15 protein-coding genes are annotated in these 20,491 nt (G+C 65.4%); 9 read left to right on the plus strand and 6 right to left on the minus strand.

The annotated features are described in order from the left end of the window. Window positions 1-2: 2 nt before the first annotated feature. Complete coding sequence (locus M1D74_RS04840; RefSeq protein WP_458116684.1) at window positions 3-2,123, plus strand: thioredoxin domain-containing protein; 2,121 nt, start codon at window positions 3-5, stop codon at window positions 2,121-2,123. An 85-nt stretch (window positions 2,124-2,208) separates the two neighbouring features. Here M1D74_RS04840 and trhA read toward each other — a convergent pair whose 3' ends face one another. Further along, the gene (gene trhA, locus M1D74_RS04845; protein ID WP_458116685.1) at window positions 2,209-2,961 is read right to left on the minus strand and encodes a PAQR family membrane homeostasis protein TrhA; all 753 of its coding nucleotides are present in this window, start codon (window positions 2,959-2,961) and stop codon (window positions 2,209-2,211) included. A gap of 131 nt (window positions 2,962-3,092) precedes the next feature. Between trhA and M1D74_RS04850 the strand changes: the two genes are divergently transcribed. Continuing rightward, entirely contained in the window at window positions 3,093-3,854 is a 762-nt protein-coding gene (locus M1D74_RS04850; protein ID WP_309124577.1) for an isoprenyl transferase, read from the plus strand. Window positions 3,855-4,118: 264 nt separating this feature from the next. Next, the gene (locus M1D74_RS04855) at window positions 4,119-5,519 is read left to right on the plus strand and encodes a PhoH family protein (protein WP_375164455.1); all 1,401 of its coding nucleotides are present in this window, start codon (window positions 4,119-4,121) and stop codon (window positions 5,517-5,519) included. Between the two features lie 31 nt (window positions 5,520-5,550). Here M1D74_RS04855 and M1D74_RS04860 read toward each other — a convergent pair whose 3' ends face one another. Continuing rightward, a complete protein-coding gene (locus M1D74_RS04860) occupies window positions 5,551-6,294 on the minus strand; it encodes a hypothetical protein (RefSeq protein ID WP_309070477.1) in 744 nt (247 codons plus the stop codon). 58 nt (window positions 6,295-6,352) lie between these two features. Between M1D74_RS04860 and M1D74_RS04865 the strand changes: the two genes are divergently transcribed. The 3 genes from M1D74_RS04865 to M1D74_RS04875 all read left to right on the plus strand — a co-directional run bounded on the left by M1D74_RS04865 (window position 6,353) and on the right by M1D74_RS04875 (window position 13,092). Beyond that, window positions 6,353-6,856, plus strand: coding sequence for a prepilin peptidase (locus M1D74_RS04865; protein WP_309070478.1), 504 nt, complete (start codon window positions 6,353-6,355; stop codon window positions 6,854-6,856). Window positions 6,857-6,861: 5 nt separating this feature from the next. Then, entirely contained in the window at window positions 6,862-7,332 is a 471-nt protein-coding gene (locus M1D74_RS04870) for an NUDIX hydrolase (RefSeq protein WP_309070479.1), read from the plus strand. A 279-nt stretch (window positions 7,333-7,611) separates the two neighbouring features. Further along, complete coding sequence (locus M1D74_RS04875) at window positions 7,612-13,092, plus strand: rhamnogalacturonan lyase family protein (RefSeq protein ID WP_458116686.1); 5,481 nt, start codon at window positions 7,612-7,614, stop codon at window positions 13,090-13,092. A gap of 152 nt (window positions 13,093-13,244) precedes the next feature. Here M1D74_RS04875 and M1D74_RS04880 read toward each other — a convergent pair whose 3' ends face one another. The 3 genes from M1D74_RS04880 to M1D74_RS04890 form a co-directional block, all read right to left on the minus strand. Further along, entirely contained in the window at window positions 13,245-14,672 is a 1,428-nt protein-coding gene (locus M1D74_RS04880; RefSeq protein ID WP_309124428.1) for a class II fumarate hydratase, read from the minus strand. A gap of 112 nt (window positions 14,673-14,784) precedes the next feature. Further along, window positions 14,785-15,399 carry a carbonic anhydrase gene (locus M1D74_RS04885; protein WP_309070482.1) on the minus strand — a complete coding sequence of 205 codons (615 nt, stop codon included), beginning with the start codon at window positions 15,397-15,399 and terminating at the stop codon, window positions 14,785-14,787. 96 nt (window positions 15,400-15,495) lie between these two features. Continuing rightward, the gene (locus M1D74_RS04890; protein ID WP_309070483.1) at window positions 15,496-16,083 is read right to left on the minus strand and encodes a DUF4245 domain-containing protein; all 588 of its coding nucleotides are present in this window, start codon (window positions 16,081-16,083) and stop codon (window positions 15,496-15,498) included. A 104-nt stretch (window positions 16,084-16,187) separates the two neighbouring features. Between M1D74_RS04890 and glpX the strand changes: the two genes are divergently transcribed. From glpX to M1D74_RS04905, 3 genes are all read left to right on the plus strand, one after another. Next, window positions 16,188-17,225: a class II fructose-bisphosphatase gene (gene glpX / locus M1D74_RS04895; RefSeq protein WP_309070484.1), complete on the plus strand. Its 1,038-nt coding sequence runs from the start codon at window positions 16,188-16,190 to the stop codon at window positions 17,223-17,225. 20 nt (window positions 17,226-17,245) lie between these two features. Continuing rightward, a complete protein-coding gene (locus M1D74_RS04900) occupies window positions 17,246-17,944 on the plus strand; it encodes an LmeA family phospholipid-binding protein (protein WP_458116687.1) in 699 nt (232 codons plus the stop codon). Between the two features lie 144 nt (window positions 17,945-18,088). Beyond that, complete coding sequence (locus tag M1D74_RS04905) at window positions 18,089-19,177, plus strand: lipid II:glycine glycyltransferase FemX (RefSeq protein ID WP_458116688.1); 1,089 nt, start codon at window positions 18,089-18,091, stop codon at window positions 19,175-19,177. On the opposite strand, the gene manA is transcribed toward M1D74_RS04905, so the two are convergent. Continuing rightward, window positions 19,122-20,483 carry a mannose-6-phosphate isomerase, class I gene (gene manA / locus M1D74_RS04910; RefSeq protein ID WP_458116689.1) on the minus strand — a complete coding sequence of 454 codons (1,362 nt, stop codon included), beginning with the start codon at window positions 20,481-20,483 and terminating at the stop codon, window positions 19,122-19,124. The two genes, M1D74_RS04905 and manA, sit on opposite strands and share 56 nt — an antisense overlap. Between the last annotated feature and the right edge of the window lie 8 nt (window positions 20,484-20,491).

The raw sequence follows: 20,491 nt of genomic DNA on the forward strand, positions 1-20,491 counted from the left end.
CCATGGCTGACCGGCTACGCAGTGAGGCTTCTGCTTATCTGCGTCAGCACGCCGACAACCCGGTTGACTGGTGGCCCTTCACCGAAAGTGCCTTCGCCGAAGCTGAACGCCGGAATGTCCCGGTCTTTGTCTCGGTAGGGTATGCCGCCTGTCACTGGTGCCACGTCATGGCCCATGAGTCCTTCGAAGACAGCGCCATCGCCGATTACCTGAACGCTCACTTCGTCTCCATCAAGGTGGACCGGGAGGAGCGCCCCGACGTCGATGCCGTCTACATGGCCGCCACCCAGGCCATGACCGGGCAGGGCGGGTGGCCGATGAGCGTCTTCACGCTTCCTGACGGCCGGGCCTTCTTCGCGGGCACCTACTACCCGCCGGTTGCGGTGCAGGGCAGGCCGTCATTTCGCCAGATCCTTGAGGCGATTACCGACGCCTGGACGGGACGCCGCACTGAGGTCGACAACAGCGCCGCCCAGCTCGCCGACAACCTCGGAGAGGCCCGCCGGCGCAGCGGGGGCCTGCTGCGCCTGCGGAACGAGAGAGGTGGGCCGGCGCTGGAGGAGACACTCACCGCCGCCGTCGCAGCCCTCGAGGCCCAGGAGGACCCCGCCTACGCCGGTTTCGGCGGGGCGCCCAAGTTCCCGCCGTCGTCGGTGCTTTCCTTCCTGCTGGCCAGAGCCCGTTCAGACGACGACGGCACGTCCGCCGGGCTCGCCGACCGTACGCTCGAGCGTATGGCGGTCTCGGGGATTCACGATGTGCTGCGCGGTGGGTTTGCCCGCTATGCGATGGATCAGGCGTGGGCGGTGCCGCACTTCGAGAAGATGCTCTACGACAACGCGCAGCTCATACGCGTCTACGCCCGCTGGGCGGTGCAGGCGGAAGACCCGGAGCAGAGGGCGCTGGCGGAGCGCACGGCCCGCGGCATCGCCGGCTGGCTTGAGGCCGAACTGCAGTTGCCCGGTGGTGCATTCGCTTCCTCGCTCGATGCCGACACCGTGATCGAAGGCCGACGTGTGGAGGGTGCAACCTACACCTGGAGCGCCGCGCAGGTGCAGGCAGTACTCGGAGACCAGGCAGGGCCTGTGCTGCAGCTGTTCAACACGGAGGAAGGGCAGGTGGAGGACGGAGCGTTCACCCTGCACGCCGGACGTCTGTGGAGCGCCGGGGAGCAGGCGCTGTGGGAAGAGGCAGCGCCGTCGTTACTGGCATCGAGGCTCGATCGGCCGCAGTCGGAGCGTGATGACAAGGTGGTGGCGTGCTGGAACGGCCTGGCCATCGGTGGACTCGCGGACGCCGGGGCGCTGCTCGGAGACGCCGGGATGCTTCGCCTGGCCGAGGGCGTCGCGCGCTATCTCCTGCGGGTCCACTGGGACGGTGCCCGGCTTCGCCGGGTGTCGCACTCCGGAAGCGCTGCGGCCGTCGAGGGGTTGCTGGAGGACTACGCCGGAGTGGTCGACGGGCTGCAGGCCCTCTACGCGGCGACGGGCAACACGGAGTGGTTCGAGGCAGCGGAGGACATCCTCGGGGTCGCGTTGGAGCGGTTCACCGGTGCTGACGGAGCCGTGGTGGACGCCGCGGACCTGGACACTCAGCTGCGTTCGGCGCAGGGGGAGCAGAACGCGGCCGATCCCTTCGACAACGCCACTCCCTCGGGCGTCGCCTTGCTGGCCGGCGCGCTGGTGACGTCAGCGGCATACACCGGTTTGATCGAGCGGCGTGCCCGGGCCGAGGCCCTTGTTGCCCACGCGGCGGTGCTGGCACCGCGCGTGCCCCAAGCGGTGGGGTGGGCGCTGACGGTCGTGCAGTCCGCGGTCAATGGGCCGCAGGAGGTGGCCGTCGTCGGGCCTGCCGGTCCGGAACGGGATGCTCTCGTAGCGGCCGTGCGGCGCAATGCGAAAGCCGGGGCGGTGCTGGCGGTCGCGGATGAACTCGACGTGACCGGCGAGCGTGCCTCCGGCGTCGTGCCGTTGTTGGCAGGCCGGACGGCCGGGAACGACGGCGCTCCGCTGGCCTACGTGTGCGAGGCGATGGTATGCCGGCGTCCCGTTGCGGGCGTGGCCGAGCTGGTGGCGCTGCTGCGCGGCCAGCCTCCGGGCCCTGCTCCTCAGAATTGGCCCTGAAGGTCGCATCCGGCACCGTTGGTCCACAGCGAAGGTGCCAGTGCTGTACCGAAGGACCAGATGTGTACGCAGCGGCGCCGGGGATCTAGCGGATGGGATCCATGACAGCGATCAGGATCGCCATGAAGTGCGAGGCGAACGCGGCAACGGTGAACGCGTGGAACAGCTCGTGGAAGCCGAACCATTGCGGGCTGGGGTTCGGCCGTTTCAGGCCGTAGATCACGGCACCGGCGATGTAGAAGACGCCACCCACAATAATCAGGACCGTCGCCGGCACGCTGGCGGCCAGGAAGTCGGGCAGGAACAACAACGCCGCCAGTCCCAGCGCGATGTAGATCGGGACGTAGAGCCACCGTGGCGCGTTCACCCACAGCACGCGGAAGAGAACTCCCGCAATAGCACCGCACCAAATCAGCCACAGCAGGAAGACGGCTTTGTCCTGAGGCAGCAGGGCCCAGGACAGCGGCGTGTAACTTCCCGCGATCACCAGCATGATGTTTGTGTGGTCAAGCCGCTTAAGGATCACCTTGGTGCGTGGTTGCCAGTTGCCGCGGTGGTAGACGGCGCTGACACCGAAGAGCAGGACGCCGGTGAAGGCGTAGATGGCGGAAGTGATCTTCCCCGCCGTCGTGGGTGCGAGCGCGATGAGCAGGATTCCCGCGATGATTGCCAGCGGCGTGGCTCCCAGATGGATCCACCCGCGCCACTTCGGTTTGATGTTCAGCGCGTCGGCGGCCCGTTCGACGGCGGATTCCACGGGTCCGTCGACAGGAGCCGACTCGTCCGGGTTCTGCGGGGAATTGGGCGCACCGGACGGAGGGAAAACGCGTCGGCTCATGCCCGGAATTCTAGCGGACCACCGACTAAGTTACTAATGAGTAACAAGTGCTTTCCGTCGTCGTGCAGTACGTGCCGGTACGGTAGGACATGAATCCTAGCTAGCTGATCGAAGGACAGGTGGGCGCTGCCGTGAAGTTTCCGTCGTTTGCCTACAACTACTACGAGCGCAAACTCCAGCGGTCCCTGGCAGCCGACCGCATTCCCCACCACATCGGCGTCATGGTCGACGGCAACCGTCGGTGGGCAAAACTGGCCGGAGCACCCACCCGGCACGGCCACCAGGCCGGTGCGGACAAGATCCTCGAGTTCCTGGGTTGGTGCCGGGAGCTGGGCGTCGAGATGGTCACGCTCTACATGCTCTCCACCGACAACATGAACCGTTCTGCCGAGGAAATCGAGCAGTTGCTGGACATCATCGGGAACACCCTTGACCGACTAGGTGAAACCCGTAAAGTGCGCGTCCAACCGGTGGGGGCGCTCGACCTTCTCCCGGAACACCTCGCCTCGAAAGTCACCGAACTTGCCGGGCGCACAGCCTCCATCGAAGGACTCCATGTCAACGTCGCCGTGGGTTATGGCGGTCGGCGCGAGATCGTCGACGCCGTCAAGGAGCTGTTGCTGCAAGCTGACTCCGAGGGATCGACCCTCCCGGAAGTTGCGGAGAACCTGACGGTCGGTCAGATCTCCGAGTACCTGTATACGCGCGGACAGCCGGACCCCGACCTCGTGATCCGCACCTCGGGGGAGCTGCGACTTTCCGGCTTCCTCATGTGGCAGAGCGCCTACAGCGAGTTCTATTTCTGCGAGGCCCTCTGGCCGGATTTCCGCCGCGTCGACTTTCTCCGAGCTCTTCGAGATTACGGGCGGCGCCAGCGGCGCTTCGGCTGCTGAGCCGGCCCCCGCAGCGTTACCCAAAGTTCAGCCGGGCTTCGCGCGACACGCGCTTGAAGCGACTGCCGACGTCGTCCTTTGCGGGCGTAATGTCAGTTCCATCGATCGGCACCCGCTGACCGAACGGGAAGGCCACCTATGCAGGCAACGTGCCCAACAGCACACGCACTGAAAAGGGGAGGCCGTGCGCGGCCTTCTGGCCGGCCCGCCTCACCCAAGCCCTAGATATTCTCGGGCGCGAGCGCCCGGGGAAGTGGAGTTGAAGTGGCCACATCTCGCCCAACACAGGCGCCAGCAACCGACACCACCCAGGCCCGCCCGGCAGCGCAGGATGAACTCCTCGCAGCGGCGGGCCTTTCTGTTGTCGAGAGCCTTGGCAGCCGCAGCTACGTTCTGGATACGTCCGTGCTGCTGTCAGACCCGCGGGCCATCACCCGCTTCGCCGAACACGAGGTGATCCTGCCGATCGTGGTGATCACCGAGCTCGAAGGCAAGCGTAACGACCCTGAGCTGGGCTACTTCGCCCGCAAGGCGCTACGGCTCCTTGACGACCTGCGGGTGAAACACAACGGGCTGAACCAGGCCATTCCGCTGGGTACCGAGGGAGGCACCCTGCGCGTCGAACTCAACCACGTCTCCACCGAGGTGCTGCCCGTCGGTTTCCGCAGCGGGGACAATGACTCACGCATCCTCGCCGTCGCCAAGAACCTCTCGGACGAGGGGCGCAACGTGACCGTGGTGTCCAAGGACCTGCCGATGCGCGTCAAGGCCTCCGCCATGGGCCTCCAGGCGGATGAGTACCGCAACGAGCTCGTGAAGGACTCCGGCTGGACCGGGGTGGCGGAACTGGACACGCTGGACGACGACGTCGACACCCTCTACGCGCATGAGCCCGTCTTCCTCCCGGGAGCCGCGGAACTGCCCGCCAACACCGGCGTCATCCTCCACTCCGGGAAGGGCTCGGCCCTGGGCCGGGTCGGCGCCGACAAGCAGGTGCGGCTGGTACGCGGTGACCGCGACGTTTTCGGACTGCATGGTCGGTCCGCGGAACAAAGACTGGCCATCGACCTGCTGATGGACCCCGAGGTGGGAATCGTGTCGCTGGGCGGCCGCGCGGGAACGGGAAAGTCCGCGTTGGCGCTGTGCGCGGGACTGGAGGCGGTGCTGGAGCGTCGGGAGCACCGCAAAGTTGTTGTGTTCCGTCCCCTGTACGCGGTCGGTGGTCAGGAGCTTGGTTACCTGCCGGGGAGCGAGAGCGAGAAGATGAATCCGTGGGCGCAGGCCGTCTTCGACACACTGGGCGCGCTGGTGTCGCAGGAGGTCGTCGAGGAGGTCATGGACCGGGGCATGCTCGAGGTCCTGCCGCTGACCCACATTCGTGGCCGGTCCCTGCATGACTCCTTCGTGATCGTTGATGAGGCGCAGTCACTGGAGAAGAACGTGCTCCTCACCGTGATGAGCCGGATCGGCCAGAACTCGAAGATTGTCCTGACTCACGATGTGGCGCAGCGGGACAACCTTCGGGTGGGCCGGCATGACGGCATTGCCGCCGTCGTCGAAACCCTGAAGGGGCACCCTTTGTTCGGGCACATCACGCTGACGCGGTCCGAGCGCTCGCCGATCGCGGCCCTGGTGACGGACCTGCTGGAAGGCGCGGAGGTCTAGCGGGACAAGATTCTGCTCATCCCGTGGCGGGTCAGCCGACCTGCCACGGGATATGCTCCCGGACATCGGTGAGTGTCGGTGGGGCGTCGTTGAACAGGTCATCGATCATGTACTCGTTCACCCCTTTGATGGCAAGGCGGTGGCCGCACCCCTGAAGGGGGCCATCGAGTGCGGTAGTTGAGACGCAGATGGCGGTCGCGACATCGACCACCACCCGCGTCCGCCCCTGTCCGATCAATGGGCGGCCGGGCGTGAACGGCTGGTAGGAGATGTTCGGGGTAGCGGTGGCGGCGAGCACGCGGCGGCCCTCGTAAATCTCCTCGCCAAGGTCGTCAAGTTCGACCCGGTTCGCGAAAGGTGTCTCGTACGGGACCGGGGCATCACCGGCCAGCTCGACCGGGTCGAGCATCGCCGCCCACCGCGGGTCGCCGAAGACCGGTTCGCCATAGGCGGCCTTCGGCCTGCGGTGCACGTAACCCACCTCGTTGTAGACGGGCGTAATCAGGCTCGGCGCCACAAGCCACGAACTCTTGCTCGAACTGACGTAGAACGAGTCACGGGAATGCTCGTTCCCCGTGCTGCTGTGGAGAAGCGCTCCATCCGCCGTTTCGACGCGCAGCGCCGCAGGTCGACGCACCCAGGCGCGCAGGGGATCCGACTCCCCGTCCGTGCTGATCCACGACACTGAGAAGCGCACCGTTTCCCAGCGCCACGGCGAGGAACGGCAGAGGGATCGGAAGACGCTCGCCGGGGTCGAACCGCTGGAAGCGGACATATCCACAGTGTAAGCCCGGCATGTGAGTCAGGGCAGGAGATTCAGCTACGGTAGGCACATGCTGGCGCTGATGGGGGAGTACTGGGACACGGCTCCCGTGGCATTCTGGCTATGCGCCCTCGCATTGATCCTGCTCGCGGTGGTCGGAATCTGGCTCAGTGTCATCGACATTCGAACCCACCGACTGCCCAACCGCATCATTTTCCCGTCTTACCCTGCCGCGGGCGTGCTGCTCATCGCCGCGGCGTTCGCCGCCCAGGACTGGGGGAGGCTGGTGTCCCTTGCCGGCGGGGCAGCGGTCCTGTGGGTCTTCTACTTCATCCTTCGCCTCATCTACCCGGCGGGCATGGGCTTCGGCGACGTGAAGCTGGCCGGCGTGCTGGGACTGTACCTCGGCTTCGTCGGGTGGTCGTTCCTGTTGTGGGGAACCTTCGCGGCGTTCCTGCTCGGGGGCTTGTGGGGCGTCATCCTCATCGTCAGCAGGCGGGCGAATGCGAAGACGGCCATTCCGTTCGGGCCGTTCATGATCGTCGGAGCGGGCGTTGTCCTCGCATTAGGCTGAGAATCATGCCCACCCCTGACTTCGTCCAGGACCTGCGTTCCAAAATCGGCCACGACCCGCTGTGGCTCCCCGGAGCGGCGGCGGTGGTGTACGACGACGACGGTCGGGTCCTGCTCGGACGCCGCGCCGACACCGGCCAGTGGACGCTCATCACCGGGATCATCGATCCCGGTGAGCATCCCGCGCAGGCAATCGTCCGGGAGGTTCAGGAGGAGACCGGGGTGGCGGTCGAGGTGGAGCATCTGGTGAGCATCGACGTCGTTGGGCCCATGACGTTTCCCAATCAGGACGTATGCACCTTCCTGAGTCTGGTGTTCAGATGCCGTTACGTCTCAGGTGCCGCCCGCGTGAATGACGACGAGTCCATGGACGTGCGCTGGTTCAGTCTCGATGACCTGCCGGACCTGAACCCGCTGCACCGCAAGCATGCAGAAAATGCGCGCTACTCGACGGGCGTCCCTGACTTTGAACGCTGATCGCTAGGGGTTCCTGGCTTCGCCCGTGCCCCCGCTCCGCGCTACGGCGAGTTCGCGTTCCAACCGTTCTGCCTCCGCGCAATCAGCCGAGGAAACGTTTTCTGAAATATGCGCTCACCTCTTGAATGTGACAGTTCTCACCATTAGGCTTGTCTTCGTTGGTCTCCGTGAATCGTTTCATTGCACCCAGGAATCCTGTCCTCTTCTTGTGCCCTGTTGCTCTCGGTCGGCCCATGAACCACCCCAAATTTCACTGTCGAAACCACAAGGTGTGATGCCATGACCCCCGGAAATCCCCGCCCGCACTCTGTGCGCGCTCTTATCGCAGGAACCGCTATTGTCGGTCTCTGCTCGGCTACAACGCCGGCCATAGCGGCGGAGGAACCGCTCAACAAATCCTTCGACTTCGGAACTGCCACCAGTCCTGTCGCGGACGGGTGGACCGGCGTCTCGGAAACCACCAAGTACTCCGCCGAAGCCGGATACGGCATCGTACCGGTCGATGGAGCAGCGCCGGTATCCCGTAACCGCGCTTCGGACCCGGTGGACCCGCTCAACAATGACTTCGTCCTTGGCTCGGCGTGGGGCTTCGCGGTAGACGTTCCCAACGGCGCTTACAGTGTCCGCGTCCTGTCGGGTGACCAACTCGCCGGAACGAGCACGACGACGACGAACGTGAGCCTGGAAGGCGTACCCGCGGGCACCATCAAGTCCCGTCAGGCTGTCTCCGAACAAACGTGGCAGACAACTGTCGAGGACGGTCAGCTGACCATCGACCTCACCGGCGTCGGTGCCGGTGCATACGTCAACGGAATTCAAATCACTGAGGCCCAAGTGGCACCGGAACCCGAGCCGGAACCGGAGCCGGAAGAACCGGTTTCGACTCTTGCCGCGCCCCAGTCGGTACGCATGTCGCATGTAACCGCTGCCGGTGTCACCCTGCGCTGGAATGAAGTCAGCGGAGCCACCGGCTACGTCGTGAGCCGGTCCGACACCGTTGACGGCACCTACACCAAGGTTGCGGAAACCGGCGACCGGACGGTTTACCTGACGGATGCCGTGGATACGACGAAGGTCCACTACTACAAGGTCCAGGCACGCGGAGCGGACGGTCTCTCGAAGCCGTCGGCTGCCGCCGCATCCAGCTTGAGCACAGACGCTCCAGCCCTTCCTGTCAACGGCGTACTGTCGCTCGACCTTGGAAACGGGGCGACAGCGGCCGGGGCCGTGCGGGTGGACGCAACCAGCGCCTACACCGCTGACAACCGTGTGGGCTTCGTCGATGTGAGCCAGGTCAGTGCAACCGACCGTGGCGGCGAGAACGCTGCACGCTCGGACTTCGTCACGGTAGGTGACACGGAACTCGTCGTGGACCTGCCCAACGGCAACTACACGGTGGATCTCATCGCCGGTGATGCGCAGGGCGCGACAGATATCGCCATCACGGCCGAGCAGATGGCAAAGGTGCAACGCAGCGAGAAGCTCGCGGGCCAGTACCTTGAGATGGGATTCAACATTGCCATCGTGGACGGCCAGCTGAACCTCGAGTTTGCAGGCGCGGCCGCGAATCTGAATTCACTCGTGATCACCCAGAAAACGCCGAATGAAGCCGGTACCGAGCCGACCGCGTGGATCACCGGTGACTCCACGGTTCAGAGCTACACCGCCGACTACGTGCCGCAGGCCGGCTGGGGCCAGATGATCGAGCGGTTCCTGTCCGATGACGTCACCGTGGAAAACAAGGCCATCGGCGGACGCAGCGCCAAGAACTTCATCAGCCAGGGTCGCCTGGATGAGGTGCTGTTGAACGTCAAGCCCGGCGACTACCTGTTTGCCCAGTTCGGCCACAACGACAACAGCTATGGTGTCGACGACCGCTGGGCCGCCCCGGGCGATTACTACGAGTATCTGCGTACCTTCGTGGACGGCGCCAAGCAGCGCGGCGCTACTCCGGTGATTGTCACGCCGGTATCCCGCCGGTCCTACAACGCGGAAACCGGTGAAGCGAACGTATCCTTCCCGGACTACGTTGCCGCCGCGTCCAAGCTCGCCGCCGAAACGGGAACCCCTCTGGTCGACCTTTCGGCTTCCAGCCGCGCCTACCTCACGGAGATTGGGCCGGAAGCAGCAAAGTCAGTCTTCCTGCACGTACCTGCCGGCGTCTACGCGAACCGGCCGAACGGCACCGTGGACGACACCCACTTCCAGGAGTACGGTGCCATCCAGATGGCGCGCCTCGTGGCGACCGATGTGGCAAAGCTCGACATCCCGCTCGCCTCGGAGGTCGAGTCGGTTGAACCGCCGGCAGAGGTGCCCGCAGCGCCGACCGGTCTTGTCGCAGGCAGTGTTTCCAACGCGGGAGCACAACTGACCTGGGACGCAGTCGACGGCGCTGACATCTACAAGGTCTTCAGCAAGAAGGCCGACGCCGGTGAGGACGCCTACGTCCTCATCACCACCTCCACGTTGCCGCTGGCTTCAGTCGGTGGCCTTGAGGAAGGCCAGTCCTACGACCTTCGTGTGGTGGCCGTGAACGGGCGGGGCGACTCCGCGCCGTCGGACGCTGTCCGGGTCACTACCAGGGCGCCGCTGTACAAGTTCGACGTTCAGCTGAAGGGTAATCCCCTCATGCCCGGTTACACCGAGGTGAGCCAGGCTTCGGTTTACACCGCAGAAGCCGGCTGGGGATGGCTTGATCCCGCAGGGATGGCCGGCCGTGACCGCGGGATCAACTTCGATCCTGCACCCACCGACCTGGAGCGAGACTTCCTCCTGCCGACCCCGGACCACGAGTTCGTGGTTGACGTTCCCAACGGCAGCTACGCCGTGAAGACGTACAACGGCGACTGGATCGGCACCAGCCGCTCCAACGTCCAGATCGAAGGCAAGGACTTCGGTTCCTCCAACGCCGGTCGCGCCGCGGTGTCGCAGAAGATCAGCCAGCCGGTCCTTGTGACCGATGGTCAGATCAACCTCGTCATGACGGGTGCTTCCTCACGCCTCAACGGCATCGAGATCACTCCGCTGTTGCTGGCTCCGACCAAACTGGCCGCCGACGACGTCGTTATTGACGGCAATGAGGTGGCGGTGTCGCTGAGCTGGACTGGCAATGACGACGCCGTTGCGTACCGGATCTACCGGCAGTCGGCCGGTGCCAAGGCAGAGCCGCTCGGTGACGTCGAGGGCACGTCCTTCGTGGACACGACAGCCGACATCGGCCTCGAGTACACCTACACCGTCGTCGCGCTCGATGCGGCAGGCGCGGAGTCCGTGCCTTCCAACGCGGTCGAGCTGACCACCGTCGATCCCGACGTGGAAAAGGCACCGGTTCCGACCGGCCTGACCCTTGGTGACGTCAACAAGAACGACGTGACCGTCAGCTGGAAGCCTTCCGAAGGTGCGCTGTTCTATCACGTGTTCCGTGCCGATCCCCAGGCGGACGGTTCCTTCGGCGAGATGCAGCTGGTAGGGCGTGCAGAGGACACCACGTTCACTGACACGGACGTTCTCACCACTGTGGAGTACAAGTACGCGGTGGCAGCGGTGAACGCAGGCGGCGTCTCGGCGCAGTCAGAGACTGTTACCTCGCCGGCAGTCACCACGCTGGTGCGTCAGGCCGAGCGTCTCGACCGCTCACCGGTGGCCGTAGCCTCCGGTGAGGGTGTGTACCTGGGCTGGCGCATGCTGGGCCTGGATCCTGAGGAGATCGGGTTCCACGTCTACCGCAACGGTGACCGGATCACCACCGAGCCGGTCACGTCCAGCACCAACCTGCTGGACGCCGAAGGCACAGCTGATTCGACGTACCGCATCAGCACCGTCATGAACGGCACCGAGCGCTGGGCCACCGAGGACTTCGCGGTGTGGGATTCCCAGATTCTGGACGTTCCGCTGGATAAGCCGGCCGACGGCGTCACCAAGGACGGCCAGCCGTACAGCTACCGGGCCAACGACGCCTCCATCGGAGACGTCGACGGCGACGGACAGTACGAGATCGTGCTCAAGTGGGATCCGACCAACTCGAAGGACAATTCCTCGGCAGGCTACACCGGCAACGTCTACGTTGACGCCTACAAGCTGGACGGAACCCGCCTATGGCGCATCGACCTCGGCAAGAACATCCGGGCAGGTGCACACTACACGCAGTTCCAGGTGTTCGACCTTGACGGGAACGGCACCGCCGAAGTGACCATGAAGACCGCCGACGGAACCGTGGACGGAACGGGCGCTGTCATCGGCGACGCCCGCGCCGACCACCGGAACTCCGGCGGCTACGTCCTGACGGGTCCGGAATTCGTCACGGTATTCAACGGCGCCACCGGTGCAGCGGTCGACACGACCGACTACATGCCGGCACGCGGCGATGTTGGTTCATGGGGGGACACCTACGGCAACCGTGTTGACCGTTTCCTCGCCGGAGTTGCCTACCTGGACGGCGAGAAGCCGAGCGTTGTCTTCAGCCGCGGCTACTACACCCGCGCAGTGATCGCAGCGTACGACTTCGACGGCACCACGCTGACACCACGGTGGACCTTTGACTCGGACGAGTCAGGGGACCAGTACCGTGGACAGGGCAACCACCAGTTCTCGGTTGCCGATGTCGACGGCGACCAGAAGGACGAGATCGTCTTCGGTTCGATGACCATCGACGATGACGGCACCGCCCTCCACAACACGGGCCTCGGGCACGGTGACTCGCTGCACGTGTCGGACTTCGACCCGACGCGGAAGGGGCTCGAGGTATTCGCAGCGCACGAGGACATGGGGTCCTCGGGTAACAAGGGTGCCACGTACCGTGATGCTGCAACGGGAGAGATCATCTGGTCCATCCCGGCGACGAAGGACACCGGCCGCGCGGCCATGGCCGACATTGATCCCAGGCACCCCGGTGCCGAGGGCTGGGCCGTCGGCGGAGACGCCGCATGGAACTCTCCGGTGGGGCAGCTGCGCGCAAGCAACGGCGACCTGATCGCGGAGCAGATCCCGGCGGCGAACTTCCTCACCTGGTGGGACGGGGACCTGCTTCGGGAGATCACCGACCACGAATGGGCCGAGGCCACCCGCACGGGTGTTCCGACCATCTCCAAGTGGAACTACGAAACCAACACGGAGGACGTTCTCTACCGGGCCGAAGGAACCCTCACGAACAACGACACCAAGGGCACACCGGCCCTGCAGGCGGACCTGTTCGGCGACTGGCGCGAAGAGATCGTCACCCGCACCGACGATTCCACCGCCCTGCGTATCGCCACCACGGTGAACGTAACGGACCACCGGCTGCGCACCCTGCAGTCGGACCCGGTCTACCGCCTGGGTGTTGCATGGCAGAACACCTCCTACAACCAGCCTCCGCACACTTCGTACTTCCTCGGGGAAGGCATGGAGAAGCCGAAGGCGCCGAGCATCGCCTACACCGGTGAGGAGCCGGCACAGGGTGAACTCGTCAAGCCGTCCTCCACGCCGGATGCTCCGGTGAAGGATGAGCTGACTGACGAGAACCAGCTGGATCTCGGCCTGGCCAAGCAAAAGTTCCCCCGTGGAGCGTCGGAGGTCGTTCTCTCGAATCTGCCTGTGGAGGGGTACGTGCACGTTTACCTCGGCCAGGCAGCGCTCGGCTGGCACCTCGTGAACGACGACGGCACCGTCACCATCACCACGCCGGAGGGCACCCGGCCGGGAGACAACCGCGTGGCTGTTCAGTCCGCCGCCGGAGAGTTGCTCGGCTGGGACCGCCTGGTGGTGGTGGGGCCGGCCCGCTAACGCCACGTTGACCTGGCAGGACACGCGCCGAATGGCCCGCCATACGGGGTGTGTCCTGCCAACTCACGGAGGTTCGATTCGTTAATCAGCGAGGGCCCGCCATGGATAGTGCTTCCATGGCGGGCCCTCGCTCGTTTGTGTGAAGTGAGGCGCTACTGCGGCGGGCGCGTCATGGAGAGTACGTCGAGAGCCTCGTCCAGCTGCGCTTCGGTCAGCTCACCGCGCTCCACATACCCGAGTGCGACGACGGCTTCCCGGACCGTGAGCCCTTCAGCCACGGCCTTCTTGGCAATCTTCGCCGCGTTCTCGTAGCCGATGTACTTGTTCAGCGGCGTCACGATCGACGGCGATGCCTCAGCGAGGAAGCGCGCGCGCTCCTCGTTGGCGGTGAGCCCGTCGATCATCTTGTCCGCCATCACGCGGCTGGTGTTGGCGAGCAGGCGGATGGACTCAAGCAGGTTGGCGGCCATCACGGGGATGCCGACGTTGAGCTCGAACGCACCGTTGGTCGAGGACAGGGCGATCGTGGTGTCATTGCCGATGACCTGGGCGGCGACCATGATGGCCGCCTCGCAGATGACGGGGTTGACCTTGCCCGGCATGATCGAGGACCCTGGCTGCAGGTCCGGGATGGCGATCTCACCGAGGCCGGTGTTCGGGCCGGAACCCATCCAGCGCAGGTCGTTGTTGATCTTCATGAACGAGTACGCGATGTTGCGCAGCTGCCCCGACGCCTCGATGAGGCCGTCTCGGTTGGCCTGGGCTTCGAAGTGATTGCGGGCTTCTGTCAGCGGCAGGCCGGTATCTTCGGCGAGCAGCTCGATCACGCGGGCGGAGAAGCCGGCGGGGGTGTTGATGCCGGTACCGACAGCGGTGCCGCCGAGCGGAACCTCAGCAACGCGGGGGAGCGAGGCGTTGATGCGCTCGATGCCGTAACGGACCTGAGCAGCATAACCGCCGAACTCCTGGCCAAGGGTGACCGGGGTGGCGTCCATGAGGTGGGTGCGGCCGGACTTCACGACGCCGGCGAACTCCTCGGCCTTGCGCTCGAGGGACTCAGCCAGGTATTCAAGGGCCGGGATCAGGTCATTGATCAGCGCGGACGTGGCAGCGACGTGCACCGACGTCGGGAAGACGTCGTTCGAGGACTGCGAAGCGTTGACGTGATCGTTGGGGTGGACCACCTTGTCGCTGCCGCCGTCCTTGAGTGCACGGGAGGCGAGTTCGGCGAGAACCTCGTTGGTGTTCATGTTGGACGAGGTTCCGGAACCGGTCTGGAACACGTCGATGGGGAAATCGCCGTCGTACTGTCCGGTGGCAACCTGGTCAGCGGCGGCCTCGATGGCGCGGGCGAGCTCTTCATCGAGCACACCGAGTTCGGCGTTGGCCGTAGCGGCCGCCTTCTTGATCCGTGCCAGGGCCTCGATGTGCGTCCGTTCCAGCGTCTTGCCGGAGATCGGGAAGTTCTCCACTGCACGCTGGGTCTGTGCGCGGTAGAGGGCGTTCGCGGGAACCCGAACCTCGCCCATGGTGTCGTGTTCTATGCGGTAGTCGACGTTCTCCTGGGAATCAATTGTCATGCGCCAATTCTGGCCGGTCGCGCTGGACGCGACAAATCACCGAGCCACAAATCACAGTCTCGAACGCCATACGCCATTCGCCACACGCCACGTCACACGTCACGACGCCACGTCAGAGACTGCCCTGTTCCGAAATGACGTCGGCCTTGCCCTCGTCGAGCCGGTAGGTGACGCCGACGACGGCGGTGGTCCCCTTCTCGACCGCGTCGGCAATCACGCGGGAGGAGTCGACAAGCCGCTGGCCTGTCTGCCGGATGTGCTCCTCAACCATGCCGTTGATGTCATCGACACCGTTGCGCCGTGACGTCAGCACCGACGGCGTGATGCGCTCGACGAGGTCGCGGATGAAACCGGTCGGCATGGTGCCCGATTCCACCGACTGGGCAGTCGCGGTGACGGCACCGCAGGAGTCATGTCCGAGGATCACGATTAGGGGGACCTTGAGCACGCTCACGCTGTATTCGAGCGACCCGAGGACGGCGTCGTCGATCACCTGGCCGGCTGTTCGGACCACGAAGATGTCGCCGAGCCCGACGTCGAAGATGATTTCTGCCGCAAGACGGGAGTCGGAGCAACCGAAGATGACGGCGAAGGGATCCTGGGTGTTCACCAGTGACGCTCGTCGGGAAGCGTCCTGATTGGGATGGGATGACGAGGCGGAGATGAACCGCGCGTTTCCATCACGGAGTTTCTGCCAGGCTTCAGCGGGGGTCAGTTGTGAGCTCACGATTTTCACTGTACTGCGCCCCGGCCCTGGCCCGCCCGGTTGGTGACTTTACGTTGAGCGGGTCTCGTTCAGTTGACGTGCCGGTTCAGGTGAGTGCTACTTCAGTTCGTCGAGCACTGCGCTGCCAAGGAGGTCGAACTGCGCCAGATCGGCCGTTCCGTTCAGGATGAGCGTGAAGCCGTCCTGCTCGGTGGTGAGGAAAGCGTCGCCGGAGGTGCTGTCGAGCAGCTCCCAGGTCACTCCGTCGATCACGCGTTGCCCGGACGGCTCGGCGCGGTCCACGCGCTGCGACAGCCACGTGGGGTTCGAGGCGTTTGTCTGCGTCACCTGGATGAACTCCCGCTCGGGTGTGAGATACCCCACCTCCCAGAAGGCGACCCCGTCGGAAGCCGAGCCCGTCCAGCGCGCGTAGTTGGAGGTCCAGCCCTCCGGCAGATCGGCGGCGACCGGGGTGTACCCGGCGGCGTCTTCGGCTTCTGTTGCGATGGTCGCGACGTCGACGTCGCGTGTGTACGTGTCCGCTGTGTGCGTGGGATTGAGGAGCACGACGAACAGAACCAGCGCCAGCGTGACGGCTGTGGCGATGAACATGCCGATCGATGAGGCATTGGCGCGCTTGGCCTGCTTGGCGGTCAGTACCGGGGTTGCCGGTGCGTCCTGCTGGTTTTCCTGGGTGCTGCTCACCTATCCATTGTCGCTCACCGCGGTCACGTCACGGAAATGGCCGGATAGCGGCGCACCATTATGATTGGCGCAAGAGGGTCCGCTAATTCGATGATGAGGTAAACGTGTCCGACACCGTAAAAAAAGCCCAGTATTCAACCCTTTCCCCCGCCCTCGCGGTGGGCGACGACGAACCGGACCGCAACCTCGCGCTGGAGTTGGTGCGCGTCACTGAAGCCGCAGCCATCGCCGGCGGTCACTGGGTGGGTTTCGGTGACAAGAACAAGGCCGACGGCGCCGCAGTCGACGCCATGCGCTCATTGCTTTCCACCGTGCACTTCAACGGCGTCGTGGTGATCGGCGAGGGTGAGAAAGACGAAGCGCCCATGCTGTACAACGGCGAGCGTGTCGGTGACGGCAGCGGACCCGAGTGCGATGTCGCGGTTGACCCGATCGACGGCACCCGCCTGACCGCCCTTGGCATCAACAATGCGCTTGCGGTTCTTGCCGTTGCCGAGCGCGGCACCATGTTCGATCCCTCGGCCGTCTTCTACATGGAGAAGCTGGTCACCGGTCCCGAGGCCGCGGACATGGTGGATCTCCGCCTGCCCGTCAAGCAGAACCTCCACCTGATCGCCAAGGCCAAGGGCAAGAAGGTCAACCAGGTCAACGTGATGATCCTCGACCGGGACCGGCACCGCCCGCTGGTGCAGGAGATCCGCGACGCCGGTGCCCGCACCCGCTTCCTGATGGACGGCGACGTCGCCGGTGCCATCGCGGCAGCACGCGAAGGCACCGACATCGATGCCCTCATGGGTATCGGCGGCACTCCGGAAGGCATTGTTGCTGCCTGCGCCATCAAGTCCCTCGGCGGCGTAATCCAGGGCCGGCTGTGGCCCACCAGCGATGACGAGAAGCAGAAGGCGCTCGACGCCGGACACGACCTCGATCGGGTACTTTCCACCAATGACCTGGTCACCAGCGACAACTGCTACTTCGCTGCCACCGGTATCACTGATGGTGACCTGGTGCGCGGCGTCCGCTACCACGGCGGCAAGGTGCTGACCCAGTCCATCGTGATGCGGTCGAAGTCCGGCACCATCCGCGTGGTCGACGGTGAGCACCAGGCCCATAAGTGGGAGAGCTACGCCCGCCTGAGCTAGGCAAGCCGTCAGGCTGTCCCATGGACCGGACGCGTGCGAAGGACTGGCTGATCGGTGCTGCCGGGATGATCGTTGTCCTGGTGGCCGCCGTCGGGATCTTGTGGTTGGTTGTGAGCGACCCTGCCGGTGGGGGAGAACCGTCGCCGTCGCCGTCCCAAGGAGCGCAAGCTTCCGACGGCGGGACGCCGGACGCGCAGCCTCCCGCCGACCTTGGTGCGGACGACGTGTGGCTCGCTGACCTTGTGCTGGACGCCGGGACGGTGGTGACCCCCGACTCGGTGCTTCGGGACGTCCGGGCTGTTGGGCAGGACGTGCTGACAGGCCCGGACGGTTTGGTCGCTGCACGGCTCACAGTCGACGCGACGGTGCCCTTCGAGGTCGTCGCGGACGAGCTTGGCGGAGGGGCGGAGGTTCGCGCTGCCGACGCTGGGCAAGTACTGGTGTTTCGGGTCGTTGAGGTTTTGGGGCGCGAATTGCGCGTCACCGCAACCGGGACCGTCGACGTTGAAGCGGGCAGGCTCGTGATGGAGCCGCGTTCGATCGACGTGGGCGGACCGGACTTCCTCTCCAACGCCACCGCGGCCGTCGTGCGCAGGTTTGTGACGATCGAGCACAGCATTGAGGGTCTGCCCGAAGGTCTGGTCCTTCAGGACGTCACGGTCCAGGACGACGGTTTCCGTGCCAACCTCCGCGGCGAGGACGTCAAGCTCGTTCCGTAAGTTGCACCCAAGCCCCTGCCGATAGCGCCTCCTGGCCTCCCACCCCTCGCTGCGCTCGGCGCGGGTCCCTCGGCCAGTAGCGCCTATCGGCCCCCCAACGCTCGCTGCGCTCGCACCCAAGCCCCTGCCGATAGGCTTAGCATCATGAATCTTGCCATTACTCCTTGTTGGAACGCGCCCGAATGGGATGCCGCCGTGAACCGCCTGAGCGGGCACCCGCAGCAGCTCTGGGGCTGGGGACAGACCAAGGCCGACCACGGCTGGCGGACTGAACGGCTCTTCCTCAAGCAGAACGGCGAGACCGTCGGATGTGCCCAAATCCTGATCCGGCGACTGCCGATGCCCTTCCGTGCGCTGGTGTACGTGCCGCGGGGACCTGCCTGCCGTGCCGAAGACGCCCGTCAGGTCCTCGAGGCTGTTGCGCAGTACGCCCGCGAGTCCTACGCAGCCCCCGTGCTGAGCATCGAGCCTGATTGGGATGCGGATTCGGATGTCGTCGAACAGGTCCGTGCCGCGGGATTCCGGCCCACCGACAACACCATTCTGATACCACGTACGCTCATCCTCGACCTCTCCCGTACGGAGGACGAACTGCTCGGGGAGATGTCGAAGAAACACCGCCAGTACATTCGGAAGTCGGGCCGGGAAGAACTCGACTTCCGCGAGGTCACCCGGGAGGAGCTGACAGCCTGCCTTTCGGTGTACAAGGAAACCGCCGAGCGTGCCGGGTTCGGCATCCACGAGGACGCCTACTACCTCGACATCTTCGACAACCTGGGTGGCGCGTCGCCGGTCTACGCAGCGTTCCAGGGCCAGACCATGGTCGCGTTCCTCTGGCTGTCCGCGAGCGCTTCCACCGCCTTTGAGCTCTACGGCGGAATGACCGAGGAAGGCGAACGCCTGCGTGCCAACTACGCGCTGAAATGGCTCGCCATCCGGTCAATGAAGGAGCGCGGCGTGCAGCGTTATGACTTCAACGGTCTGCTGAACGACGGCGTCTCCAAGTTCAAAATGGGCTGGGCGAAACACGAGAACCTGCTGATGGGCACCTGGGACAAGCCGCTCTCACCGCTCTATCCGGCCTACGCCACCGCCATGCCGCTGGCCCGCCGCGGGCTGTCCACAGCCCGCAGTGCCGTCAAAACGCTGCGGAGCACAGCGTTGCCGGCACTCCGCGCTAAGGCCGAGTCTCTTCGCGCGGGCCGCGCACAGGCCCCAACCCGCCAGGGTTAGCGTCGCCGGCGGCACCCACGGTGACGGCGAAGGCGACGGCGGTGCCGTCGTCGTCGTCGCCTGTCTCGTCGCTGGTGTCAAAAGCACAGCGGGCCATGACCGGCGACTCATTCGCGGGGATGAAGGCGCTCTGCCCGCGGTGCAGGATGAGGTCGCCCTTCGGCGAGTCCAGCACCAGGGTGCCCGAGACAACCAGCACCACGGCAGGCCCGTTCTGGGCGATCGGCATGTCGGCGGAGACGGCGTCGTCACCGAAGGACACCGGGAGCTCGATCCGCTGAAGCTGGAACTCGTCGAACGGCGGGCAGTACAGTTCCTGGCCCAGCGGCGTGGACTCCGGCTCCAGCAGGGGGAGGGCGAGAGGAGTGAACTCGACGGTCTTCAGCAGCTCGCCGGTGTCGACGTGCTTGGTGGTCAGGCCGCCGCGCAGCACGTTGTCCGATGACGCCATAACCTCGATGCCCAGACCCTCAAGGTAGGCATGTACGTTCCCGGCAGGCAGGTACAGCGCCTGGCCGGGTTGCAGGGTGATCCGGTTGAGGAGCAGCGCGACGAGCACGCCCGGGTCGCCCTCATGATGGCCGTTGAGCTGCAGGACTGTTGCGGCGGCCGAGCTCAACCGGCCGTCCCCGGAGCCGTCGGGAGTTCCTTCCTCGAGGGCCTCGACAACGGCTCCCACGGCTGCGCGTGTCTCGGCCCCGCCGGTCAGCAGTCGGGTGAAGGCCTCACGCAGGGCGGTGGCTTCGTCGGGAATGCCGAGATCGCCGACGACGGAGCTCAGGATGGCCGGCGCCCACCCCTTCTGCTTCTCCACCAGCCCGGTGAGCGCAGAGAAAATCTCCGCGGCTTCGCTGGGCGCGCGGAAGCCGCACAGCGCGTCGAACTCGGTCAGGGCGAACATCAGCTCGGGTTTGGAGAACGCATCGCGGTAGTTGCGGTGCGGCGCATCCTGGGGAACCGACGCACTGTTCTCCCGATCAAACCCTGCGCGGGCCTGGTCCCGGCTGGGGTGAACCTGCAGCGAGAGGGGGGCCGCTGCCGCGAGGACCTTCAGCAGGAACGGCAACCGGTCGCCGAAAGCCTCACGGGTGAGGGCGCCGAGGGATCGGTCGGGATCGGAATCGATCAGGTCGTCCAGTGGCGTGCCGGTATCCCCGTGGCCGACAACCGTAGACGGCGAATCGGGGTGCGCACCGATCCACAGCTCCGCCTCCGGACCGCCCGACGGAGTGCGTCCCAGCAACTCCGCGATGGCGGTCGGCGAACCCCAGGCATAAGGGCGCAGCGGGTTGTCGAGCTGGTACATGCGGCGGT

This window comes from Arthrobacter sp. D2-10, from assembly GCF_054161285.1.

What these genes read in the sequence shown, in the direction of transcription:
- M1D74_RS04880 (WP_309124428.1), bottom strand. Translation starts at nt 14,672, where the DNA reads ATGACAATTGATTCCCAGGAGAACGTCGACTACCGCATAGAACACGAC.
- trhA (WP_458116685.1), bottom strand. Translation starts at nt 2,961, where the DNA reads ATGAGCCGACGCGTTTTCCCTCCGTCCGGTGCGCCCAATTCCCCGCAG.
- M1D74_RS04905 (WP_458116688.1), top strand. Translation starts at nt 18,089, where the DNA reads ATGAATCTTGCCATTACTCCTTGTTGGAACGCGCCCGAATGGGATGCC.
- manA (WP_458116689.1), bottom strand. Translation starts at nt 20,483, where the DNA reads ATGTACCAGCTCGACAACCCGCTGCGCCCTTATGCCTGGGGTTCGCCG.
- M1D74_RS04900 (WP_458116687.1), top strand. Translation starts at nt 17,246, where the DNA reads ATGGACCGGACGCGTGCGAAGGACTGGCTGATCGGTGCTGCCGGGATG.
- M1D74_RS04875 (WP_458116686.1), top strand. Translation starts at nt 7,612, where the DNA reads ATGACCCCCGGAAATCCCCGCCCGCACTCTGTGCGCGCTCTTATCGCA.
- M1D74_RS04865 (WP_309070478.1), top strand. Translation starts at nt 6,353, where the DNA reads ATGCTGGCGCTGATGGGGGAGTACTGGGACACGGCTCCCGTGGCATTC.
- M1D74_RS04840 (WP_458116684.1), top strand. Translation starts at nt 3, where the DNA reads ATGGCTGACCGGCTACGCAGTGAGGCTTCTGCTTATCTGCGTCAGCAC.
- M1D74_RS04870 (WP_309070479.1), top strand. Translation starts at nt 6,862, where the DNA reads ATGCCCACCCCTGACTTCGTCCAGGACCTGCGTTCCAAAATCGGCCAC.
- M1D74_RS04860 (WP_309070477.1), bottom strand. Translation starts at nt 6,294, where the DNA reads ATGTCCGCTTCCAGCGGTTCGACCCCGGCGAGCGTCTTCCGATCCCTC.